The 24459-nt window shown below is 58.7% G+C and carries 8 protein-coding genes; 3 read left to right on the top strand and 5 right to left on the bottom strand.

What is annotated here, in order from left to right:
* Positions 1–33 precede the first annotated feature (33 nt).
* Positions 34–1347, bottom strand: coding sequence for an MFS transporter (locus KBY02_RS23195; protein WP_011267191.1), 1314 nt, complete (start codon positions 1345–1347; stop codon positions 34–36).
* A 214-nt stretch (positions 1348–1561) separates the two neighbouring features.
* Here KBY02_RS23195 and KBY02_RS23190 point away from each other — a divergent pair, with 214 nt between their 5' ends.
* Both KBY02_RS23190 and KBY02_RS23185 read left to right on the top strand, forming a co-directional pair.
* Positions 1562–3304 carry an IlvD/Edd family dehydratase gene (locus tag KBY02_RS23190; protein WP_024639094.1) on the top strand — a complete coding sequence of 581 codons (1743 nt, stop codon included), beginning with the start codon at positions 1562–1564 and terminating at the stop codon, positions 3302–3304.
* 95 nt (positions 3305–3399) lie between these two features.
* On the top strand, positions 3400–4113 hold the full coding sequence (locus KBY02_RS23185; protein ID WP_003368499.1) for a FadR/GntR family transcriptional regulator: 714 nt from the start codon (positions 3400–3402) through the stop codon (positions 4111–4113).
* 19 nt (positions 4114–4132) lie between these two features.
* Here the strand turns inward: KBY02_RS23185 and KBY02_RS23180 are convergent, their stop codons facing one another.
* From KBY02_RS23180 to KBY02_RS23170, 3 genes are all read right to left on the bottom strand, one after another.
* Positions 4133–5329, bottom strand: coding sequence for a tetracycline resistance MFS efflux pump (locus KBY02_RS23180; protein WP_032657443.1), 1197 nt, complete (start codon positions 5327–5329; stop codon positions 4133–4135).
* Positions 5330–5440: 111 nt separating this feature from the next.
* Positions 5441–18001 carry a hybrid non-ribosomal peptide synthetase/type I polyketide synthase gene (locus KBY02_RS23175; protein WP_225650786.1) on the bottom strand — a complete coding sequence of 4187 codons (12561 nt, stop codon included), beginning with the start codon at positions 17999–18001 and terminating at the stop codon, positions 5441–5443.
* Positions 18002–18117: 116 nt separating this feature from the next.
* A complete protein-coding gene (locus KBY02_RS23170) occupies positions 18118–21984 on the bottom strand; it encodes a non-ribosomal peptide synthetase (protein WP_032657437.1) in 3867 nt (1288 codons plus the stop codon).
* A 323-nt stretch (positions 21985–22307) separates the two neighbouring features.
* Here KBY02_RS23170 and gntB point away from each other — a divergent pair, with 323 nt between their 5' ends.
* Entirely contained in the window at positions 22308–23360 is a 1053-nt protein-coding gene (gntB, locus tag KBY02_RS23165) for a guanitoxin biosynthesis L-arginine gamma (S) hydroxylase (RefSeq protein WP_024660149.1), read from the top strand.
* A 151-nt stretch (positions 23361–23511) separates the two neighbouring features.
* Here the strand turns inward: gntB and KBY02_RS23160 are convergent, their stop codons facing one another.
* Entirely contained in the window at positions 23512–24225 is a 714-nt protein-coding gene (locus KBY02_RS23160) for a LuxR C-terminal-related transcriptional regulator (RefSeq protein WP_003406511.1), read from the bottom strand.
* Positions 24226–24459 lie beyond the last annotated feature (234 nt).

Below are 24459 nucleotides of genomic sequence, written 5' to 3'. Positions count from 1 at the left end.
AATTCTCCTTCCAGATAATGGGCCGCTGAAAACCTATCTCGCCCTGGCACTCGCCGCGAAGTCGGACGCTGGCAGCGCATGCTTGCGCTCCAGCACGTGATAAACGATGCCGGTCAGCAGCAGCCCGAAGACCATGACGCCCGACAGGAAATACAGGCCTGATGCCAGACTGCCGGTGATTTCCTTCAACGCGCCGATCACGAACGGACCGATGTAGCCGCCCAGGTTGCCGACCGAATTGATCAGCGCGATACCGGCTGCGGCACTGGCACCGGCGAAGAACCGCCCCGGCAAGGTCCAGAACACCGCCGTGCAGGAAAACAGCGCGAACGCCACGACGCACAATGCAGCCAGCTGCGCCACCGGCATGGTCAGCCAGGCGCTGCAGAACAGGCCGATGGCCCCCAGCACATAAAGCACGGCCAGATGCCCGTAACGGTCGTTGAGGCGATCGGAACTGCGCGGCACGATCAGCAGGCCGATGATGCCGAAAATGTAAGGCACCGATGACACGAAGCCGGTGGTCAGGTCACTGCCGCCAAACTGTTTGATCAGCGTCGGCAGCCACAGGCCAAGACCGTAAATGCTCAAGGTCACCGGCAGGTAGAACAGCGCCAGAAGCAACACACGCTTGTCTTTCAAGGCATGCAACGGATTGCCGTGGCGAGTCTGGCCGTACTCTTCAAGGTCCTTTTTCAGCTCACCGGTCAGCCAGTCCTTCTCGGCCTGGTCCATCCATTTGACCTGCTGCGGACCATCCGGCAACCAGCGCAACACCGGCCAGGTCAGCAGAATCGCCGGCGTGCCGATGACGATGAACAGCCATTGCCAGCCATGCAGGCCGAGTATGCCGTCCATGCCCAGCAAACCGCCGGACACGGGCCCGGTGATCATCATGGCGATGGGTTGCGAGAGGATGAAAAGGCCAAGGATCTTGCCGCGATGGCGCACCGGAAACCACTGGGTGATGTAGTACAGCACACCGGGAAAGAAGCCCGCCTCGGCAGCGCCCAGCAAAAACCTCATCACATAGAAGCTGTGCGGCCCCTGGACGAAGGCCATGCCGATGGTGATCGCGCCCCAGGTGATCATGATCCGCGCGAACCAGCGACGTGCGCCGAAACGCTCGAGCATCAGGTTGCTGGGGATCTCCAGCAGGAAGTAACCGATAAAGAACAGCCCGGCACCCAAACCATAGGCCGCGTCGCCGATACCGATGTCCGCGCCCATGTGCAGCTTGGCGAAGCCCACGGCAGAGCGGTCTACATAAGCGATCAGGTACAGCAGGATGAGGAAAGGAATCAGTTTGAACGTGATGCGGCGTATAAGCCGCAGTTCCTGGCTCATGTAGGCGGTCTCCCATTGTTTTTGTTATGGAACCTGCGGGGATCGCCTCTGTGCCTGGGGGCTGAATAACACTGCACATGCGCCAGGATGATCCCTCGTCTACGACCGACTATATAGTAATACTATTTAAACTGACAACTCTTCCAATACGCGTTTTTTAGGCTTACCTTAGCCAGCAGTATCGCCATTAAGTCTTACAATAAGAGAGCCGATCATGTCTGACTCCGATAAAAAACCGACCCTCCGTTCTGCCCAGTGGTTTGGCACTGCCGACAAGAATGGCTTCATGTACCGCAGCTGGATGAAGAATCAGGGTATTGCCGACCACCAGTTTCAGGGCAAGCCGATCATCGGCATCTGCAATACCTGGTCGGAGTTGACCCCCTGCAACGCGCATTTCCGGCAGATCGCCGAGCATGTCAAACGTGGCGTGATCGAAGCAGGCGGCTGGCCGGTCGAGTTTCCGGTGTTTTCCAACGGCGAATCCAACCTGCGCCCTACCGCAATGTTCACCCGCAACCTGGCGAGCATGGACGTTGAAGAAGCGATTCGCGGCAACCCTATCGATGGGGTCGTGCTGTTGACCGGTTGTGACAAGACCACCCCTGCCCTGTTGATGGGGGCTGCCAGCTGTGACATCCCCGCCATCGTCGTCACCGGCGGACCGATGCTCAACGGCAAGCATGAAGGCAAGGATATCGGCGCCGGCACCATCGTCTGGCAGATGCACGAGTCCTACAAGGCCGGGACCATCAGCCTGGATGAATTCCTGTCCGCCGAAGCAGGCATGTCGCGCTCGGCAGGCACCTGCAACACCATGGGCACGGCCTCGACCATGGCCTGCATGGCCGAAGCGCTGGGCACTTCGCTGCCGCACAACGCGGCCATTCCGGCGGTGGATTCGCGACGTTACGTGCTGGCGCACATGTCCGGCATGCGCGCCGTCGATATGGTCCGTGAAGACCTGCGCCTGTCGAAGATTCTCACCAAGGCCGCATTCGAAAACGCCATCCGGGTCAACGCGGCCATCGGTGGCTCGACCAACGCCGTGATTCACCTGAAGGCCATCGCCGGACGCATCGGCGTCGACCTGGACCTGGATGACTGGTCACGCATGGGCCGTGGCATGCCGACGATTGTCGACCTGCAACCTTCGGGGCGCTTCCTGATGGAAGAGTTTTATTACGCCGGTGGCCTGCCCGCCGTGCTGCGGCGCATGAACGAAGCCAGGCTGCTGCCCAACCCGGATGCCTTGACCGTCAATGGCAAAAGCATCGGTGAAAACACCTGCAACTCCCCCATCTATGGCGAAGATCAGGTGATCCGCGCGCTGGACAACCCGATCCGCGCCGACGGCGGGATTTGCGTGCTGCGCGGCAACCTCGCGCCGCTGGGTGCCGTGCTCAAGCCCTCGGCCGCGACGCCGGCGCTGATGCAGCACCGTGGACGCGCAGTGGTGTTCGAGAATTTCGAGATGTACAAGTCACGGATCAACGATCCGGATCTGGACATCGATGCCAACTCGGTCATGGTGCTGAAGAACTGCGGCCCCAAGGGTTATCCGGGCATGGCCGAGGTCGGCAACATGGGCTTGCCAGCCAAGCTGCTGGCGCAGGGCGTGACTGACATGGTGCGCATTTCCGATGCGCGCATGAGCGGCACAGCTTACGGCACCGTGGTTCTGCATGTGGCGCCGGAAGCCGCAGCGGGCGGACCGCTGGCGGTGGTCAAGGAAGGCGACTGGATCGAGCTGGACTGCGCTGGCGGGCGTCTGCATCTGGACATCCCGGAAGCCGAACTGGCATCGCGCCTCGCCGACTGGCAGGCACCGCAGCAGCTGTTGCTCGGTGGCTACCGTCAACTGTACGTAGACCGGGTGATGCAGGCGGATCAGGGCTGTGATTTCGACTTCCTGGTCGGCTGCAGAGGTTCCGAAGTGCCCCGCCACTCGCACTGACCAAAGCGGCGGTTTGCCTGACGCAGGCAGCCGCCGCAAGTGTTACGCAATGGTATGATGCCCAGCAATTACCGCCAGGACCGACCAGCGTTCCCATGGATTATCGAAAGCCTTCCGACCGAAAAAGCATGCACGCCCGTATTGTCCAGGAACTGGGCATGCAAATCGTGTCCGGCCGTTTCAAGCCTGACGAAAAGCTGCCTGCCGAAGCGTTGCTCTGCGAAGAGTATGCCGTCAGCCGCCCGGTCCTGCGTGAAGCCACGCGGGTTCTGGTGGCCAAGGGTCTGGTTTATTCGCGGCCGCGTGTCGGCACGGTGGTCAAGGCGCGTCGCGAATGGCATCTGCTGGACCCGGACGTACTGCACTGGGTCATGCAAAGCTCGCCGCAGAATGATTTCTTCAATCTGCTGACCAGCGTACGCGCTGTCATCGAACCAGCAGTTGCAGCACTGGCCGCGCAGCATGCCACCGACGCAGAGATCGAGTCGATCCACGAAGCCTACCTGCGCATGGAAGCCGCACCGACGCCGGAAGACCTGTTGCAACCCGATCTCGACTTCCACAGCCGCATCGCCGACGCCACCCACAACGACTTGCTGGCGCACCTGTGCAACATGCTGTCACTGGCGTTGCGCGAAGCGCTCAAATACTCCAACAAGCGTCCCAACCTGCACGAACTGGCCATGCCGCGTCACAAGGCGATCCTCACCGCCATCCAGAACCGCGACGCGCTGGGCGCACGCCACGCCTCGCTGGTGCAACTGGACGATGCACGCAACGCGCTGAGTGTGGTGCTCGGCGGAGGCTGATGGGTTACCAGCGCGAGGATCAACTGTTCCAGGCGGCTGAAGTTCTCCCCCTCTGGATGCAGCCTATCGCCAGCACGTACATCAACAGGCTGACCAGAAAGGGAGCGCCCAGCCACAGGACATGCTGGCCTGAGCCAACGTTACCCGCAAATATCAGGGCGCCAATCACTGGCGCTACACCGCCCACCAGACTCAACAGAGATGTCAGCCCGCCCTGCAACTCGCCCTGATGCCCTGCACTGGCATGACGCGAGAGCTCACTGCGCAATGCCGGCTCGGCGATCAGTCCGACAGCATGGAAACACATGCCCACCACCGTCAGCCAGACGCTTGCAGCAGCCGTATAGAAACCATAACCCAGCAGGCAACAGGCATAACCTGTAACGATGATCCGCTGGTTGGACATGATTGGCGTCAGCTTGCGTACCAGTACGCGCTGCGCGAACGCCATGCCCAGAGCGAGTGCCGCCAATGCGTACGACACTTCAAGCATGCTCCAGCCATAACGCATCTGATTGGCCAGCACAAAGCAGCTTTGAAATATCCCGTAGGCGAACCAGGAGCACGTCGCAGCCAGCAGATACGGCCGCAGGCCTTGCGTACTCCAGAGTCCTCGCAGGCTGCCAAACGGGTTGGTTCGCCGCCATTCGAAGGCACGCCGATGCTCGGCCGCAAGGCTTTCCGGCAACCTCATGTAGCCATACAGCAGGTTGATTGCCGCCAGGCCGCCAGCGACCAGAAAGGGCAAGTGCGGTCCGTAAGACGCAAGTCCCCCGCCTATGACCGGGCCGAAAACAAGCGCTATGGCGATGACACTGCCCGCTGCACCGTAGAAATGCGTGCGCTGCTCACCCTCACTGATGTCCGCAATATAGGCCATCGCAGTGGCGATATTGGCGGCAGTGATTCCTGCGATGGCACGGCCTATCAGCAAGACCGTCAGGCTGCCGGCGAAGCCAGCCATCAGATTGCCCAGGCACATGCCGGCCAGCGCCAGAAGCAATATCGGTCGACGCCCATGGCAGTCGCTCAGCGCCCCCAGCAGCGGCGCACACAGAAACTGCATCGCTGAATAAAGTGTCAACGCCACACCCAGCGCCAACGAGACATGCTCGGTAGACGATGGCCAGATAGTCGCGATCAGCGTCGGCATGACAGGGATCGCCAGACCGATGCCAAGCACATCGAGCCCCAATATCAGAAGAATGAAGCGCATGGGTGGACGGGTGTCACCTTTTGAGTAACCTCCAGACATATGTAGACCTCAGACTGATTAATGTAGGCGAGCAGGCGCTGAGCCTGCTCGCCATGTTCCGCAAAGAACGGGTTATCGATCACACTCGGCGAGTTGCTCGATCAATACATCGGCAATTTGCCGGGCGTGGACGGACAGGCAGGTAAAGTGGTCTCCCGAGACATCGACCGTTCTTACCTTCGCCGCACTGAACGACTCCCAGCCCCAGGCATCCGTGTCGCGGATCTCGGGCAGGTTGATGCCGGAGGGCATCGAGTCGACCGCGCGAAACAGCACCAGCGAGGCATCAAGCGCAACTTTGGGCGGGTCATAGCGCATACCGAATGCGGCAGCAGCCTTGTACACGTTGAACAGCCCCCGGATGCTTCCCTCATCGCCACGCGCATCCAGCAACCCGTGACTTTCCAGTGTGTCTTTCAGGTAGCGGATCTTTTCCTCATCATCCAGATGCTCGAGCGCCTGCAACTCCTCGCGGCTAAGCTTGATCGGCTTGTCGAAGTAATGCCCGAAGATACTCAGCAGCGAACCCAGTACCTGAGCATCAGTGGGCACCTGCATTTGCGTATAGGGAGGTGCCGCCGAGTCGAACAGCGCCAGCAAGCCCACCTGGTCGCCACGCGCTTCGAGACGCCTGGCGATTTCATACGCTACTTTTCCGCCAAGTGAATGCCCGCCCAACAGATACGGCCCGTGCGCCTGAACCGATTTCATGCAGCGAATATAGTGTTCGGCCATATCCTCGACGCTGAGGTGAGGCTCAGCCTTGCCATCGAGCCCAAGGCATTGCAGACCGTAAAAAGGCCGCTGCGTACCCATGGCCTTGGCCAACCCAAGCACTTGATTGACGTTGCCCCCCATGCCCGGCAGACAGAAGAATGGTCTCCCCTCGCCGTTTCGCTGCACCGGCACCAGACAGTAGCGGACGGCGGCTTCATCGGCATCGATGGGCGTATCGTCGGCGCCACTGCCCAATGAACGGGCGATTCGCTCGATGGTCGGCTCATCGAGAAACTCGGCCAACGTCAGGCACTGCTGAAAGCGCGAACGAATTCGCGAAATAAGCTGGGAGCCCAACAGCGAGTGCCCGCCCAGATCGAAGAAGTTATCCAGCACACCCGGCATATCGCCGCCTAGCAGCTCTTGCCACAACTGCGCGACTTCCTGTTCCACCGCATTGCGTGGCGCAACACGCTCGGCCCCGGAGTCGAACAGCGGTGTTGCACGGCCAGCCGATGTCGCGCCGCCGCGCTGCAGTTGCTCGATCAGTTGTTGCAGATCCTGCGCCTTGCTCACGATGACCTGAGCCGTGTTCTGCGCCAGGGCCAGCTCGAACAACTGGCAACCTTCTGCGTTGGTCAGCCCGCGCACATCGTCAATCGGCGCCTGCTCGGGGTGTGCCCTGTCATAGGCAACACGCATACCTGCCTGCGCCCATGCATCCCAGTTGAGCGAAACCACAGGTATGCCCTCCTGACGACACGCCTGCGCCCGAGCATCCAGGTAAGCGTTGGCGGCGGCGTAATCCGCCTGGCCCAGACCACCCAGCACCGACGCCAACGACGAACACAGGAATATGAAATCGACAGGTTCCTGGCGCAAAACCTCTATCAGCACATCGGTGCCGACTACCTTGCTGCCCATGACCTGTGCCCATGCAGTTGCCTGGCTCAGTTGAATGAGACCGCTGGCTTGCACGCCTGCCGCGTGTATGGCTCCAGAGATACGTCCATGCTGAAGTCTGACCTGGTGCAGCGCTGCAGTGAAAGCCTCGCGATCAGCGCAATCGACCGCCATGTGTTGAATCCGCGCGCCCTGCTGTTCCAACGCCTGCAGCGCTTGCCCGACCTCATCCGTGACTGTCGCAGAACGGGACATCAGGACTAACGTGACGGCTTTTGCCTTCGCAGCCAGATGACTGGCCAGCGCAAGCCCCATGCCGCCCAGACCACCGGTAACCACGTAGGTCCCGCCCTCCTCGAACGGCTGCGAAGGTGGCGAGACTTGCAGCGCTCGCAGGCAAGGCTCATGGAACGTCTGTTTGCGCAACGCCAGGGTCGAAGCAAGCGGAGATGCCTGGTCTGGATCGATGTGCTGGAGTGCCTGAAGCAGCAGCGTCTCGTTCTCCGCCGCATTGGCAAGCGGCAGATCGAAATGACGGCACTGAATCTGTGGCAGCTCCCACGCAAGTGTGCGAACCACACCAGACAAGGTCGCTACACAGCTGTTGACCGGCTCATCGTCATCCACCTGGCAGGCACCTTCGGTCACCAGTGACAACACAGTGGTGTTTGCGGCATGAGGGATGTACGCCTGTACCAGCGACATAAGATCGGTAAACAGCCTGATGGCAGCGTGTTCGCCGTGCGTCGGTTGCGCCTGACCAGCCATGTAAATGATCTGACTCGGCAAGGCATCTTGCGCCGCCAGTGTATTGAACAGTTGCTCATACGCCTGAGCATCGCCGCGAGCAATTGTCGCGACCGCAGTGCCGGAATCACCGGCATCTGCTATGCAGACACTGTCCGGCGGCAGCGAGAAGAGCATGCTGTTATCGGCTGCAACGCCGCGCATCACAACCAGCCAGGGCCCTTGTAATGGCGAGTCGCTCCTCGGCGGCAATGCCGGGCGCCATGCAGGCGCCTGGCACCAGTCCAGGGGCTCAGTGCGCTGTGCTTCCGATGCCACTCGCTCCTCGCGCAAAGTGAAGCCTGTCACCTCGGCCAGCAGCGCCCCGACTCCGCCGTCGCTGTCGACTTCGAACAGTTGCACATCATAAACATTACTGCGGACCCGCCGTGCGTGGCTGTAAAGCCGGGAGCGCAGTGGTGCATGAATAGTCAGGCGCTGGTAATGGAACGGCAATCTGCGGGCGCGGTTTTCCATGATCGAGAGAAAACCAGTCGCCATGTCGAGCAACGCCGGATGCAGCGCAAAGTGCTCAACATCAGCGGCAAACGCCTGATCGAGTTCCAGGAGCGCCAACCCCTCATCCTCACTAAGCCAGATAGAACGAAAGCACTTCCAGCGAGGCCCGAACAAGCCGAGACGCGTGTTCAATGCCGCATGTTCGACTTCATCGGCAAGACAGTCAGCATGGTCGGCCTGAAGCTGCATCAACGCTGTGGGTACGGAACGCTCCCGGTCGTGGCGCTTGATGAAGCCCTGGGCGTGCAGCATCGTGCGCTGCTGCGGACCGTTACCCTCGTCCGATACCGACTCGAGGAAAAACTCGGTGCTCTCGGCGTGATCCTTGAACGTAATCAGCACGCGTTGCGAGGCCTGCTCATCTTCCAGAACCAGAGGTGTCGGGAAGTAAACATCACTCAGCTCGATCGACTCGACACCTTCCATACGCGCATAGGCATTGCGCACCAGTTCGACGCATCCGGTGCCGGAAAGCACTGGCCTTCCTTCGAAAACCCGGTGTTCGTCCACCAGCCAGAGTTGCGGCGAAAGGCTCAACCGGAACTGCCGGCGATTACCATTCATACGCTGCCAATGCAGGAACAACGGTGCCTCGTGCTGCGCTGAAGAAGCCGTCCCGGCAGCCTCGATCCAGTGGCTGTCCCGCGCGAACGGATAGGTCGGCAGCGGCACGCGTGCGCCGTCTGTACACCCTGTGGCCTGCGCCCAACCGAAACGTGCCCCCTGCCTCCACAATGACGCGATGCCTTGCGCCAATGCCGCCTCGTCCGACCGGCTGTCCCGTGCATGCCGAGTGCAACCAAGCACGCACAAGGGCTCAGCATAGGATTTCAGTGCACTCTGAAGAGCACGGCCCGGGCCGACTTCGAGAAAAATCGGGTCTTCCAGTTCGTCGGCAAGCAGCCCGATACCGTCAGAAAAGCGCACGGTTTCCAGCAGATGAGACGCCCAATAATCACTCTGGCTGCTCGAATCGATCGAGAACCAACCACCGTTGTGGTTGGACACGAGCGCGATAGTCGGGGGCTGAACAGAGAACCCGTTAACAACGGCCTTCAACGCGTGCGCAGCTGGAGCCATCATGCGGGAATGAAAAGCGTGCGAGGTATCCAGTACACGCCCTACGAGCCCTTCCTCGGCCAGTTGTCGCTCGACCCGCGCAATGGCTTCAAAATCACCCGCCAGGACACATTGCAGCGGCCCATTGACGGTAGCCAGCTCCACGCCGGGCTCCAGAAAACGCGCGCAGTCTGCTTCCGAGAGGCCAACGGCAAGCATCGCACCGGGCGCTTGACGTTGCATCAGGCGGCCCCGCTCGACAACCAGTTTCAAGCTGTCTTCAACACTGTAGACCCCGGCAAAACAGGCAGCCACCAGCTCCCCAAGGCTATGGCCTATGAGCGCCTGCGGGTGGATACCGCGGCTTTGCAACAACAGGGCGCACGCGTACTCGACCACAAAAAGTGCCGGCTGCGCGATCTCCGTCCGGCTCAGGGCGTCGCCTGTTTTGCTACCCGCTGGCGGGTACAGACAGGCCAGAATGTCGACGCCATAACGCTGCAATATGACTGCACAGCGGTCAACTGTCTGCCGAAATACTGCCTCACTGTCGTAGAGGCCCTTGAACATTCCCGCGTACTGGCTGCCCTGCCCGGAGAACATGAACACGATCGGACGGTCCTGCCTGCGTTCCATTAGCGCTGTGGACGAAGGCGCCTGCAGCGCGTGCAAGGCTCCGGCAATACTCTGGCTGACGACGCTGTCCCTGAAGGCAAAACGTGTACGACCCTCTCCCAGCGTGAAGGCGATATCGCGTAGATCGGCTGCGGGATTCTGCAGACAGGTGATCAGTTGCCGACGCTGATGATCCAGCGCTGCTGCGGAGCGTGCAGAGAACGGCAGTATGTACCAGCGTTCGCTATCGTCATGCGGGCGTACCGACGGTTGAGGAGGTTCCTCGACAATGACATGCGCATTGGTCCCGCCGATGCCGAAGGAGCTGACGCCTGCCCGACGTGGCGAGGCCGCTGCCGGCCACGGCCTGGAGGTCGTGTTGACATAAAACGGGCTGTCGCTGAAATCGATTTCGGGATTGGCCCGCGTGAAGTTCAGGCTTGCAGGCAGCACGTTGTGTTGCACGGCAAGTATGGCTTTGACCAGCCCGGCGATGCCTGAGGCCGCATCAAGATGACCGATGTTGCTCTTCAACGAACCAAGGGCACAAAAGCCCGGCGTGAAATGTGGCAAAGCGCTGGTATAGGCCTGCGTCAGCGCACGGACTTCTACCGGGTCACCCAGACGAGTGCCGGTGCCATGCGCCTCGACGTAACCAATGGAATCTGCGCTGATATTCGCTGCATCGAGTGCAGCGCTCACCACCTGGGCCTGCCCATGAACACTGGGCGCGGTGTAACTGACCTTACTGGAGCCATCGTTATTGATCGCCCCGCCCTTGATCAAGGCATGAATATGGTCGCGATCTTCGATTGCCCTGTCAGCCAGTTTGAGGACCAACACTGCACAACCGCTGCCGCCAGTGGTGCCACTGGCCTGGGCATCGAACGGCCGGCAATGGCCATCGACGGAAATGATGCTGCCCGGTGCCGCCTGGTAACCGTAGTATTGAGCTTCGACCGAAGCACCGCCGACGATCACCATATCCGACTCGCCTCGCAGCAAGCTTTCGCAGGCCATCTGGACCGCCACCAGTGACGAGGAGCAAGCCGTTTCGACGGTAATCGCAGGTCCCGCGAGATTGAGTTTGTAAGCCACACGCGAAGCCATGAAATCGCGGCCATTACCCAACAACCACTGGATGTTCTCCAGTTGCAGCTCCTGGCGCCTCGGGTAAACGTGATCGAGCAGGTAATGGCTGGTGCTCGCGCTTGCAAATACGCCCACACGCAAATCGTTCAGAGCGCCGCCGTAACCGGCGGCTTCCATCGCGGCCCACGCGCATTGAAGAAAGATACGCTGCTGAGGATCCATCAGCTGTGCTTCACGCGGTGAAAAGCCGAAGAACTCGGCATCGAACTTGTCGACGTCCTCGAGACGATTGCCACACTTGACGAAATCGGCACGCTCCAGCAGATCAGGGTTTACGCCATGCGCGAGCATGACCTCATCACTGAAGTAAAGAGTCGACTCCACCCCTTCGGTGATGTTCTGCCAGAACTCGCTCAGGTCGGCGGCGCCCGGAAAGCGCCCGGCCATGCCGACGACCGCCAGCGTGCGATTCCCTGGATCAATGGCAGGTGATGCCTCGCTGGCTTGGCCAACCTCCGGCAGCGGCCCATGCAAGCGTTCCAGGTGAGCGACCAGACCACGCAGCGTCGGGTATTCGAAAAGGTCTGTCATGGCCACGGGCGCCTGCAAAAGCTCGCTCAAACGTTTTTGCGTCTCGACGATGCGTAACGAGTGGCCACCGAGATCGAAAAAATTGTCGTCCGAATCGATTTCCTGGCAATCGAGCACTTCCTGCCAGATCGTTCTGACCGTGTTGTGCAGACGTTTTCCAGCAGGCCTGACGGCTGCAGGAAGGGTCGCCGGCGTCCCGACCGCAGTGCCTTCCTGAGCGCGCTGATCAACGCGATTTTCGAGCGACTTGCGATCGACTTTGCCAGTACGGCTAAGCGGCAGCTCGGGCAAGCAGACAAGACGCTCCGGCACACTATGTGCCGGCAGCACCCTGGCCAGCTCTGCACGTACCTGTGCCACGCTCGGTGTGCCGACGTAATACCCCACCAGAGCCTTGTGCCCCTGGTCATCCTGTTTGACCACCACGACCGCCTGCTCCAGCCCGGCTATCGCGTTCAAGCGCGTTTCGACGTCGCCCAGCTCAATGCGAAAACCGCGAATCTTGACCTGATTATCGATACGCCCGACATAGCTCAGGCTTCCGTTGAACTGACGCACGACAAAGTCGCCAGTGCGGTACAGCCGCGCCTCGGGCGAAACGCCGTATGGGTCGGGAAGAAACGCTTGCGCGGTGCGCTCATCCAGATTCAGATAACCCTGTGCCACCCCGCTCCCGCCAATGTAAAGCTCGCCGGGTACACCGCAGGGAAGAGGGTTCAGATACCGGTCAAGGACATACATTCTGACGTTGTCCAGAGGCCGCAATACCAAGGCACCTCGTTCATCCCAGTAATCCCGGGCAGATGCATACACCGTGGTTTCGGTCGGACCGTAACCATTGAGGAAACGTCTGCCGGCTGCCCAGGTCTGGGCGACATTGGCCGGACAGGCTTCACCGGCGCTGATGATGACTTTCAGTTCGGCAAGCTCGGCATGGGGGAGCAAGCGCAGGGCCGTCGGCGTGATCTGCAGATGGGTGATACGTTGCTCGCGCAGAAGCGTCACCAGATCCGGCCCCGGGAGCAGCTGTTCAGAGGCTGCAAATACCAGTGTGGCGCCGCTGATCAGTACCGGAAACACCTCGCCACAAACCCCGTCGAAGACTGGCGAAAAGTACTGCAGCTGGCGCGACTGACCAGTCAGTTCCAGTGTTCGCGCAAATGCATTCGCAGTGTTATCGATATTGCGCTGCGAAACCATTACCCCCTTGGGCTGCCCGGTCGAGCCAGAGGTGTAAAGAATGTAGGCCAGATCCTGAGGCTCACGCTGGCAGGCCGGAGCAGACCATTCGCCCTGGTCACCTTCGAAGTCGTCGACCAGCAACGTCTCCAGCCCCAGAGCGGCAAGCTCGTGTGCCAAGCCTCGATGACCCACCACGCGGTGCAATGCTGCGTCTTTGATCATGTAGCCCAGCGCACCTTCCATCGAATCCTGCGGATTCAAGGGGACAAAGGCACAGCGCGCCTTGAGGATGCCAAGCATGCCTGCCACCAGATAGGGATGCCGTCCAGTGAACAGGCCGATGTGCTCACCGGCTTGCACACCCTTCTTTATCAACGCGTGGGCGATGCCGTTGGCTAACCGGTCCAGTTCGGCGTATGTCCAGCAGCGTTGTTGCAACTGAAGGGCAATAGCCTGGGGAGTCTGACGTACACGCTGTTCAAAACGGCTGACGACATCGCCATCGCCAAAGTCGCGCGCCGTATCGTTGAACTGGCTGATCAGCCTCTGCTGTTCGGTTGCAGACAGCATCTTCACCTGCGCGACGGTCTGCTCGTCATTAGCCAGCATATTTTCCAGCAGACACTGGAAATGCCCTGCCATGCCCGAGATAACAGAACGCTCGAACAGCGACGTGCGATATTTGAATACCCCACTCACCCCTTCGCCTTTGACAGCACGCAACTCCAGCATCAGGTCCAGCTTCACCTCAGTGGAGGCCAAGGAGATTTCTTCCGATTTCACGTGCGGCAAGCTAAGCGGTACGGCCGTCGTACTCTGCACCACCAGGCCTGCCTGGAAAAAAGGATGCTTGCCCGGCAGCCGCTGCGGGTTGAGCACTTGCGCCAGGTAATCGATCGGCACCGACTGATTTGCCTCGGCGGCAAGCAGGGCCTGACGACTCTGTTCGATAACCTGCGCCACACGCAGAGGGCCTCGCAAACGCAGCCGTAACGGAAGCAGGTTAACGAAAAACCCGATCAGGTTCGTACTTTCATCATGGTCCCTTCCCGAGAATGGCATGCCGATCAAAATGTCGTCCTGCCCGGTGTAGCGATGCAACAGCAGCGCGAACGCGGCGTGCATGACCATGGCCGGCGTGCATTGCAGACGCAGGCAAAGCTGATCGAGCCTTGCCGAGCAGTCGCCAGGCAGAGTCAGCGCAACGTAGTCGCCAGCCAACGGATTTCCTTCTCGCGGACTGGAACGTACAGGCAGTACCAGAGGCGGCGGCAAGTCCTGCAGCGATGCCTTCCAGGCATCGATTTGAGTCGTGAAGGCCCCGGTTTCGAGTTGATTTCGTTGCCAGGCCGCATAGTCCTGATACTGAGCCTCCAGTGGGCTCAGTGTGATGCGCTCACCTTGCGTCAAGTGCCGATAGAACACTGCCAGCTCCTGACGAAGCAAGGCACTCGACCAGCCGTCGTAGGCGATGTGATGCAGCGTCAGGCACAGAACATGCTCATCCGACGCCGTCTGCAGAAGCAACGCGCGTATCGGCAGTTCCTTGTCCAGCACGAACGGCGTGTGCACCTCCACCTCCAGCGCAGCCGTGAGCGCTTCGCGAGCGATGGTTTGCAGCCTGAACGGTACACGTGCGCTGTCAGCGTGGCTTGTCACAACCAACGGCTCTTTCTGCGTGACGCCCTGCGTGTCTACAAACGTTTCAAGCTCACGGGTGAAATGCGTGCGCAAGACTTCATGGCGCTCAAGCAGCAGATTCAATGCACCTTCCAGCGCAGGAATATCCAGTTGCCCGGTCAGCCGGCATATTTCCGGCATGTTGTAGGCAGTGCCCGGTTCACTGTGCTGGGTCAACCACAGTCGGCGTTGGGCAAACGACAGACGTTGACGCTCGATACCGCTGCTGCGACCGATCGCCGCCGGCCTGGAAGCGACACTGGCCCCTTGGGAGATCTGGATCATACTCAGCATAATCTTTTCGGCGACCTGGGCGACGGTAGGCCCTTCGAACAGGTTGGCAATGCTGAGCGCCACACCAAAGCGTTTTTTGATCTGCGCAATGACCTGGGTGACCAGCAGAGAATGCCCGCCACTCTCGAAAAAATTGTCGTCAATGCCCACACGCGGCACGTTGAGCAGGTGTTGCCAGTCTTCGACAAGCTGCTCTTCCAGACTGTTACGCGGTGCGGCATAGGCGCGTGAGTCCTGCGTCCAGTCGGGCTCCGGCAGGCTCTTGCGATCGATCTTGCCGTTTGCGGTCAAGGGCAGTGCCGCCAGGACCACCAACAGGCGCGGCACCATGTGGCCCGGCAGGCGCTCGCCAAGGTAGGCATTGAGTTGCTGCGCTGTAGCGCGGGTTTGTACATAACCGATCAGCTCGGCCTCAGCGCCTGGTGACTGGCGGGTCACCACCGCGCATTCATTCACGTCCGGATGGTCGGCAAGTACGCTCTCGACTTCCCCCAACTCGATGCGGAAGCCACGAATCTTGACCTGGTTGTCACTGCGGCCCAGAAACTCGATGGTGCCGTCGCGCATGTGCCGACACAGATCGCCGGTGCGATAGAACCGCTGCTCGCCGACGCCAGGTAAAAACCGTCCGCTGGCCGAGAACGAACCTGTCAGGAAGCTTTTCTCGTTCAGTTCAGGGCGATTCATGTAACCGGACGCCACTGCGCCGCCACCAATCAACAATTCGCCGGGGACAGTGCGCGGTACCAGATTCAGCGTTGCGTCGACCAGGTACAGGGACGTGTTCGGCAACGGACCGCCGATTGGCAAGCTGCGCTCAGGGTCATACCACCCCGCATCGGGCTCGAACGTAGCGCTTTCGCAGGTTGCCTCGGTGACTCCGTAAACACTGACAACCCTGGTCTGCGGTCCACACAGCGTCTGCATTTTCCGATACTCGTGGACGAACCAGACATCCGCGCCACAGGTCAGCGTACGCAGGGTATCCAGACGCCGTCCCGTCTCTTCCAGGTAACGTATCATCTGCCGCAGGACCGCCGGCACGAACTCGAGCAACGTCACCCGTTCAGCCGTGATCAGCTCATAGAGTTGTTCAGGGTCAGCCAGACTCTGCCGCGGGCACATTATCAACCGTGCGCCAACCGCCAGCGCGCGGACCACATCGCTCATGAATACGTCAAACGTGAAATTGGCCATCTGCAAAATGCCGGTGACACCTGGCTCGGTCTGACCGTAAGTCTGCTCCAGCGCCTGGAGCAGACTTACCCAACTGCCGTGGGAGACACTGACGCCCTTGGGACGCCCGGTAGAACCGGAGGTAAAAATAATGTAAGCGATGTCTTCCGGCTGTGTGTTGCGCCCCTCGAATTCGTTCTCGTGCAGTGTGCCGGTGGCCTGCGGCAAATCATCCTGCACAAGGCATGGATAACCCCTCAGTTGCTCCTGACAGGCGCTCAGTGTGAGCACCAGTCTGGGCTCGATGTCCTTGAGCAGATCAGCATGACGGGCATCGTCGATCGCCAGCGGCACATAAATGCCCCCGACCTGATTCACCGCCAGTAACGCGATGATGACCTCTGGCCCATAGCGTTGCACCACTGCAACCCGGTCACCACGCCGAACGCCGGCAGCATGCAGGTGGCCCGCCAGTACCCGGGCCTCTGCATCCAGTTGCGCATAGCTGTAACGACGGTTTTCATAGACCAGCGCATCCGCCTCGCCCCACTGCGCGGCACTGCGTTTGAACCATTGATGAAAAGGTGCAAAGGGCGCCTGCGGCGCTGCGGGCTGATGATTGGCCAGGCGCAACGCCTGCTCCACAGCTTCGCACGACAGTAGCGAAAAATCGTCAATGGCCCCGTCCGGGTTGCGCGACACCTGCTCCATAATGATCAGCAGGCTATCAATCATCCCCTGCACTGCGCGCTCATCCAGCAATGCGGTGTCATACTCGATTGCGCCGCTCATGCCGCGCGCCGTCAGTGCCAGGGTAAGACTCAGGTCATATTTGGCGGTACAGGAGTCGAGCGTATAAACACGAGTGCGCAGGTTTTCCAGCTCGACCGAAAAATCTTCGTTGGCCATATCGAACAGCACCTGAAACACCGGCGCATGGCTCAGGGAACGTGGGGGCTGAATGGCCTCGACAATCTGATCGAAGGGCACATGGGCATGCTCGAACGTATCGAGCACCGAGGCACGAACTCTTTTGAGCAACTCGACGAAAGAAGGAGAACCCGATGCATCGATCCGGTTTGGCAGCGTATTGACGAAGAAACCGATCACGCCTTCCAGGTCAGAGGACTGCCGATTCGACATCGGCGATCCGATGACCAGATCCGCCTCTTGCGTATAGCGATACAGCAGCACGGAAAAGGCCGCGAGCCCTACCATATAGGGCGTGACGCGACACTCCCTTGCCAGGTTTTTCAGCGCGTCCGAGACGGCTTCAGGCACTTGAAAATGACAACGCTGGCCTGCGTAACGCTGAACGGCCGGACGCTTGTTATCCAGCGGTAATGGCAATACCGGCGGCGCACCGGCCAATCGCCGCTGCCAGTGGTCGATATCGGGAGCCCGTTCAGCGTTCGATGGGCTCAGACTCAAATAATCGCCAAAGTCGAAGTTCAACGGCTCCGCGTTTACCTCGCTGCCCCGCACCAGCGCCGAATAGGCTGAGGCCACTTCGGAGAGGAAGATCTGCATCGACCAACCGTCGAAAACGATGTGATGAACATTGATCAACAGAACATGCTCGTCGGTCGCACAGTGCAGCAACGTCGCGCGCAGAAGCGCTTCATGCTCAAGATCGAAAACATAACGCGCTTCGCTTTGCTCGAACGCTTTCAGCGCGGCTTCGCTGTCCGGTTCGGCTCGCAGGTCAACCTTGCGAATCAGCAGTTGCTCATCGACAAGGCGAATCACCGGCTGCCCATCGATACAGGGAAAACGATAGCGCAGTGCACTCTGGCGCTGATAGACACTGTCCACTGCCCGCTCGAGGGCCGCGCGATCCAGTGCCCCGTCAATACGCAGCGCAAAAGGCACATTGTACGTGGCGCTGGCATCTTCCATCTGGTGCATGAACCAGAGGCTTTTTTGCGCAGGCGATAAATTCAGGAACCCCCCGGCTGCCGGGGTCGGCATCCTGACAGCGGACTCGGTGGTTGAAGTGACCGGCTTTTTTTGAGACATGACCATCTCCACCTCGACAGCGACCGATGTCGCTGCGAGGAAGGTAAATTGGGAGGCTGAGAGGTGAGAAAGCGCGTGGGGGTGCTGTTGCTACCCACCACGCGCCTGAAAAACGGTCAGGCCGTCAACGGCTCGGCCGAGCGTTCGATAGCACCTGCAAGCGTCTCGACGCTGGGATACTCGAAGAGCAGATTCAGCGACAGACGAGTGCCAAATTGCTTGCTCAGCCTCGACATGATCCGCATACCGGCCAACGAGTGTCCGCCGATGGAGAAGAAGTCTTCATTTCTACCCACGTCCGGCACGTTGAGGATGTGCGCCCAGACCTCGGCAATGGATTTTTCCAGAGCCGTCGACGGTCGCTCGCTGGTAACCCTTGCACGGCCGTTTTGAGTCGCCAGTTCAAGCAAGGCACGCTTGTCGACCTTGCCGCTCGCATTGACCGGCAGTTGCTCGATCACATGCACTTCGGCAGGCACCATGTAGTCGGGCAGGCATTCTCTCAACGCCACACGAATCTGTTGCTCATCCAGTGCAACGCTTCCGTCCAGACTGACGAAGGCGACCAGCTGTTTGTCCAGGTTCAATGTGCGCAGAATCAGTGAGCACGCTGTGACACCCGGCAATTGACGTATCGCCTGCTCGACCTCACCCGGTTCTATACGCAAGCCACGGATCTTTATCTGACTGTCACTGCGTCCAAGGAACTCGATACCGCGGCCCGGGGTCCAGCGCGCCAGATCACCGGTGCGGAAGAGTGTTTTGCCGGGGAACCGCTCCAGCGTCACAAACCGCTCCTGGCTCAGTTCCGGACGCTTGAGGTAGGCACCGGTGATCCCTGTGCCGCCGATGAATAACTCCCCTGGAACACCGGGCTCGGCAAGCTGCCCGAAAACATCCACGATGTAGGCATCGGCCTGTGCAATCGGCCATCCGATCAAGGGTTTGTCAGTCACTTGTTCGACCTTGTCCATGCTGTAGGCCGTGGTAAAGACCGTGCCTTCAGTCGGGCCGTAACAGATGGTGAGCGTCCCGGTGGAGCGTGCCAGCAAACTGCGCATGCTTTGCGGCGAAACAACGTCACCGCCGGTCAGTACATGCCTGACGCCAGCCATCGCCTGAGGATATTGATCGACCATCTCCTGGAACAATGCGGACGTCAGCCAGAGCACACTGACCTGCTGATTTTCCAGTGTGTGTGCCAGGTCATCCAGTCCGCCGGCTTCGCCAGGCTGAACCACCAACTGCGCGCCGTTCAGCAAGGCGCCCCAGATTTCAAAGGTCGACGCATCGAACGCGAGGGGCGCGAAAAACAGGAAGCGGTCGTCACCCTTGATATCGATATAGTCCGTACCCTTGACCAGACTCACCACCGCGCGGTGGGTACTGGCCGTGGCCTTCGGAGTGCCCGTGGAACCCGATGTAAACATGTAATAGCAGCGAGCATCCGCGCTGATGACAGGTTTGGCCAGCGGCGACACGCGTGGGTCGTCCTGCTCATTCACCAACTGCCCTATCAACAGTGTTGAGGTTGCATCACGTAAAGCCGGAGCACTCTCATCGATCAGTGCCCACTTGACGTCCGCCTCCTCCAGAAGCCAATTACGACGCTCTGCAGGCAATGCACAGTCGATCGAGAGGTAGCATGCACCGGCCTTGAGCACGCCCAACAGCGCCGCAACCAGCAATTCGGAGCGCATCATGCAGATGCCCACGACGTCACCCGGCTGCACGCCCTTGCGAAGCAATGTGTCGGCAACTTTGTCGGCGGATTCATTGAGCTGAGCGTACGTCAGCACTGCATCGCCGCACCGCACAGCGATGGCCTCGGGCTGTGTGGCCGCAAAGGCCTCGACGATGGCGTGCAGGGACGTTTCAGGATAGCTTGAGTCAAGCCCTTCACACTGTGTCTGAATGGCAGCCTGGTGCTGGGCCGATAGACTTTGCGCCAGCGTTTCGTCCAGTGATTCGCTGGCCTTTTCCAGCAACTGGACGTAATGCCCGGCCATTGAAGTGGCTGTTTCCTGAGCGAACAGATCAGCAGCATAGCCGAGTGACAACGAGGCCTTTGTGCTGGAACGGTCCAGGACGAATTCGAGAGGCGAGTGCAGACTGCCCGACGCGCCTCCCTGCTCTGCACGCGCGGAAACACCGTCGCAGAATACCGACTGTATCAATGACTGCGGCGCTCTTCCCGAGGCCGCAACACTGTCATCAAGCGCTTGTTCCAGACCCTGGGCAGAAGATTTGTGCCAGTGACGAGCCTGCTCGCAGTGCTGTTGTGCGCGCAGGAAGACATCGGCAAACGTGTCATGCGCAGCGAGCGTCAACTTGAGTGGCAACGGTATGGCCAGACGCTGTCCATCGGCAGCAGTACCCAGACCGGCCACGACGGTTTGATGCCCGCCATAACGAGCCATGGTTACGGCATAGAGAGAAAAAAGCGCTGCCTCAGGTTCAATGTTGCGCTGCTCACACGCTTGAAACAGGCGCGCAAGGCTTTCATCCGGAAGAGGGATTTCATGACGCGCAAGCGGCCCGCTGACTGCGCGATTAAGCGCATGGTCAGGCAGAAGCCCCGAAGCTTCGAGGTCGAGTGATTGTTTCCAGAATTCCACACCAGGATTGACAGAAGAACTGCCTGACGGCGCGGCCAGCACAGCAGCCTTGCGTACATTGGCGAGACTTTCTGCAGGTTGCTCGAGCCAGGCGCCAGCCAGGTGAAGAAAATCGGCCATCAGCGCTCTGACATCTGCCTCTTTGGCGACAGCGGTGGAGTACTCAAGCATGAAGCGACCACCAGCGGCCGGGTTCACTTCGTCATCGAAAACGCAAATGACGTTGAGGTCGAATTTCGCAGAACCGTTTGCCAGCCCTTCCACCACCTCGACATCAATGTCCGCAAAGTCCAGGGTGCGGGACATGGAGTTATGAAAGCTGAAAGCAACCTGGATGTACGGCAATTGCTGAGTGACACGATCCGGACTCAGATCGGCAACCATTGTTGAAAACGGTACATGCGACTGCAGGCAAGCCGTGCGGATTTCTTCTTTCACGGCTGCCAGTAAAGGCGCCCAGGACGTATTCGCATCAATGTCGATGCGCAGCGGCAACATGTTGACCAGCATACCGATGGTGTTTTCGATGCCCGGCAAGTCACGGTTGGCGACGGCGGTGCCTATCAGCTGTTGCGTCTGACCCGAACGCGCCGCTACCACGCAGGCAAACAGCGAAAACATGGTCTCGAACAGGGTGGATTTATTTTCCGACCCATACGCCTGCAGTGCGCTGATCAACTTACCCGGCAGCGGCACCGACACCGAACTTCCGACAAAATCCAATGCGGCTTGCGCGTCCTTCTCTGCCGGAAACGGCGAATGCGTGTAGGCCGGCCAGGTTTCAAGACGTCCGTACCAGAAGTCTCGGCCTTGACGGCCTTCAGCCGAATCCAGCCAGTCGCGCTCCCATTGGCAGTAATCGATGAACTGGATCACCGGCTCAAGGGGCTCCTGATTCGCGCGGCCCTTTTCTTCATTGTAAAAATGATTCAGCTCTTTGAGAAACAGCCGGAATGACCAGCCGTCATGAATGAGGTGGTGTTCGATATGCAGCAATACGTGGAACTGATCGCTGAATTTGAACAGTACCCAGCGAATCAGCGGAAGTTTCGCCACTTCGATCTTCTGGGCAATTTCAGCTTTCACAATAGAATTCATGTAGGTCTGCCGTACCGCTTCACTGCTGGCAGACAGGTCAACGATCGGAATGTTCACGGACCAGGCGTCCTGGATAGTTTGCCGTGGTTCTCCGTCAACCTCATCAAAAACAGTGGACAGTGACTGATGGCGTTCAACCACCCTGTTCAGCGCACGTTCAAGCACGTTGATATCAAGGTTGCCGCGAATGTTCAGCATGGCCTGAAAGTTATAAGCAATACTCTCTGGTACTAACGTCTCAAGAAACCAGGCTTGTTCCTGAGACATGGAGAGTGGCCCTTCAGTACCGGTTATATGCTGTGCGCCGGCCCGCATAGCGAGATCTTGAGAGCGTGACGGTGCGGTATTATTTTTCTCAAAACTGTTCATGACGGCCTCGGATAACATATTGATCAGGTGACATCAACCTCGTAAAAAAACCGGTGTATCCGTTTTTGTTAGCGGTGATTGACTTCTTTAAAAAGACCACACGCCACCGCCAACTGTCTACCTGTAAAAAATAGCAGCTTACGCGGCTCCCCGCCCCTCTCTAGTCTATATAACGCCCTAATTACCAACGCATTGCAGAGCACAACCTGTCGAGGTAAACGATGCAGACCGTCCAACGATTTCACTGTACAAATGCACTAAAACTTGAACTGACGTGTCTTTATAAAAAGAATAACTGGCGATGGCTATTGGGTTGGTCGGGGGATGTTCTTGTCATTGCTTCCGCTGTCGCACTTACCCAATGGTCATTGTATGCTTACCCCCTCAGTGTGCTGATTATCGGTTCACGGCAACGCGCCCTTGCCTCTCTCGTTCATGAAGCAGCCCATTTAACCCTGACCCAAAGCCGCCGCCTCAATTATGCCATTGGCCACTACCTGACCGGATTACCCATCTTTCAGGATTACGAGGCTTATCGACATTCGCATGTGCACATGCATCACCATCATCTCGGTGACGCCGACAAGGACCCGGACTATCGTTACTATATTGAATCCGGGCTGCAGGCGACCGAAGATCGATTCGACTTCATGTTCAACCACCTGCTTAGAACCGTGCTGTTTCTGAATATATTCAGCTACCTGCGCTACCTCGTCATTCATCGGTTGGGCGCACTGTTGAAATCCCCTCGCAAAGCCCTGACACTGATCGCGGTACACGCTGTTTTATTCTCGCTTTTCTATGCCACCACGGGCGTGTACGGTTACTTGATGTTCTGGCTCGTTCCTTATCTGACGGCCTTTCAGGTCATCGGCTGGCTGTCGGAAGTTTCTGAACATTTTGGATTATTCGGCAGGGAGCAGGAGGCCTTGCGTATCACCCGCAACCGTTTTCCCTCCTGGTGGGAGAGGCTGTTTATCGGCATGCACGGGGACAACCTGCACCTGACCCATCACCTGTTCGCAGGCATCCCCTACTGGAACCTGCACAAGGCACACTCCATTCTCCTGCAAGACCCTGACTATGCCGAAGCCAATCTGGCCAAGGGTGGCATCATCTCGGGTCGTCGCGATACGCAATCGGTCATGCGCCAGATACTGAGTATTTATCGCCTGCAAAACAGACGTCATTCGCCATACGGCACTGCACCGCAGACACTGTGCGAACAGTCGGCACGAGAAGGTACGCAGACCACGAATGGCGATGACCGATAGCCATCGCGCGGGCATCCAGATGGGGTCAATGAGCATTCCGATCGGCCTCGCGCTGTGTCGGAATCGCACAAGAAGAATCCAGGCTCACTCAACGCGTTGACTGCCTTGGCGCCCGCCACTCAACCCAGTCGTCATGGGTTCCAAAAACCCCTTACAAAATTCCCATCTTGGTCAGTTGTATGCAGGCCTGGAGTTTGGTTCTGACACCCAACTTCGAGATGACATTGGAAATATGAAAATCTACCGTTCTTTTGGATATATTTAGAATGACGGCAATTTCATTACAGGTCTTGCCGATGGCTGTCCATATGTACACCTCCTTTTCACGGTCCGTAATAGTGAAGTTTTCGTCCGACTCATTGACGCCCATGACCAGGCCCGTCAACTTATGATGAAACTCACGAACTAGCGACTTCACCTCTGCCGCAAGACTGTACTCGCCTTGCGTACTTCCTGTTCCGGTTTCTTTATTTGCAAACCGCAGTAAACTGAATGCCTTCTCTTCGCCGAGGTAGAACGCCGTCATCCCGTCAGAGGTGGTACCGGCGTCGATCATTTCGCCGCGGTCATTTGATGATGTCGGCCTGTTCAGTAAACCGGTAAATAGTGGCTCAGAGCAAGCAACGTCCCAAATCGCATCCGCGACGTCCTGCCGCTCTGCGCAATGACTATTATTTTTCCCTGCCTCCGGAACGCTGATCAGAACAAAGCCATGTTGCTGTACCGCTGGCGCGTGATGATAAAAAAAATAGGTATAGTGATGAACACCCCGCTCACTTGCACTCTGTTCGAACTCCCATTCCAGCTTTTGTCTGCCGGTGCTTTTTTCATGGCCAACCGTATCACCGCGCAATGAAAGTGCCATCACTCTACTCCATGAACTACTTGAAATGGCTAACTCTCAAGTGAGAAGCCCATGCAAATTATGATAACTATGCACCACCCTTCACGCAACTTAAGTAACTCTCAGACTTTAAATACCGGCACATTGCCCCACACTATCACTCGCTTTGCGCGATTATAGTATTTCTTACGACATCTTATTAAGCCGCACACTAATAGCCCCGCCCGACAGAACAATATCTTGATGTTTCTGATA

Origin of the sequence: Pseudomonas sp. P129 (assembly GCF_020312195.1) — a bacterium.
Classification (GTDB): Bacteria; Pseudomonadota; Gammaproteobacteria; order Pseudomonadales; family Pseudomonadaceae; genus Aquipseudomonas; species Aquipseudomonas fragariae.
Note: the sequence above shows the minus strand (reverse complement) of the source record. Positions and strands in the feature narration are given on the sequence as shown.

Excerpts from the sequence above, each read along its gene's own strand:
- KBY02_RS23195 (WP_011267191.1), bottom strand. The coding sequence starts at position 1,347 with ATGAGCCAGGAACTGCGGCTTATACGCCGCATCACGTTCAAACTGATT.
- KBY02_RS23190 (WP_024639094.1), top strand. The coding sequence starts at position 1,562 with ATGTCTGACTCCGATAAAAAACCGACCCTCCGTTCTGCCCAGTGGTTT.
- KBY02_RS23185 (WP_003368499.1), top strand. The coding sequence starts at position 3,400 with ATGGATTATCGAAAGCCTTCCGACCGAAAAAGCATGCACGCCCGTATT.
- KBY02_RS23180 (WP_032657443.1), bottom strand. The coding sequence starts at position 5,329 with ATGCGCTTCATTCTTCTGATATTGGGGCTCGATGTGCTTGGCATCGGT.
- KBY02_RS23175 (WP_225650786.1), bottom strand. The coding sequence starts at position 18,001 with ATGTCTCAAAAAAAGCCGGTCACTTCAACCACCGAGTCCGCTGTCAGG.
- KBY02_RS23170 (WP_032657437.1), bottom strand. The coding sequence starts at position 21,984 with ATGTCTCAGGAACAAGCCTGGTTTCTTGAGACGTTAGTACCAGAGAGT.
- gntB (WP_024660149.1), top strand. The coding sequence starts at position 22,308 with ATGCAGACCGTCCAACGATTTCACTGTACAAATGCACTAAAACTTGAA.
- KBY02_RS23160 (WP_003406511.1), bottom strand. The coding sequence starts at position 24,225 with ATGGCACTTTCATTGCGCGGTGATACGGTTGGCCATGAAAAAAGCACC.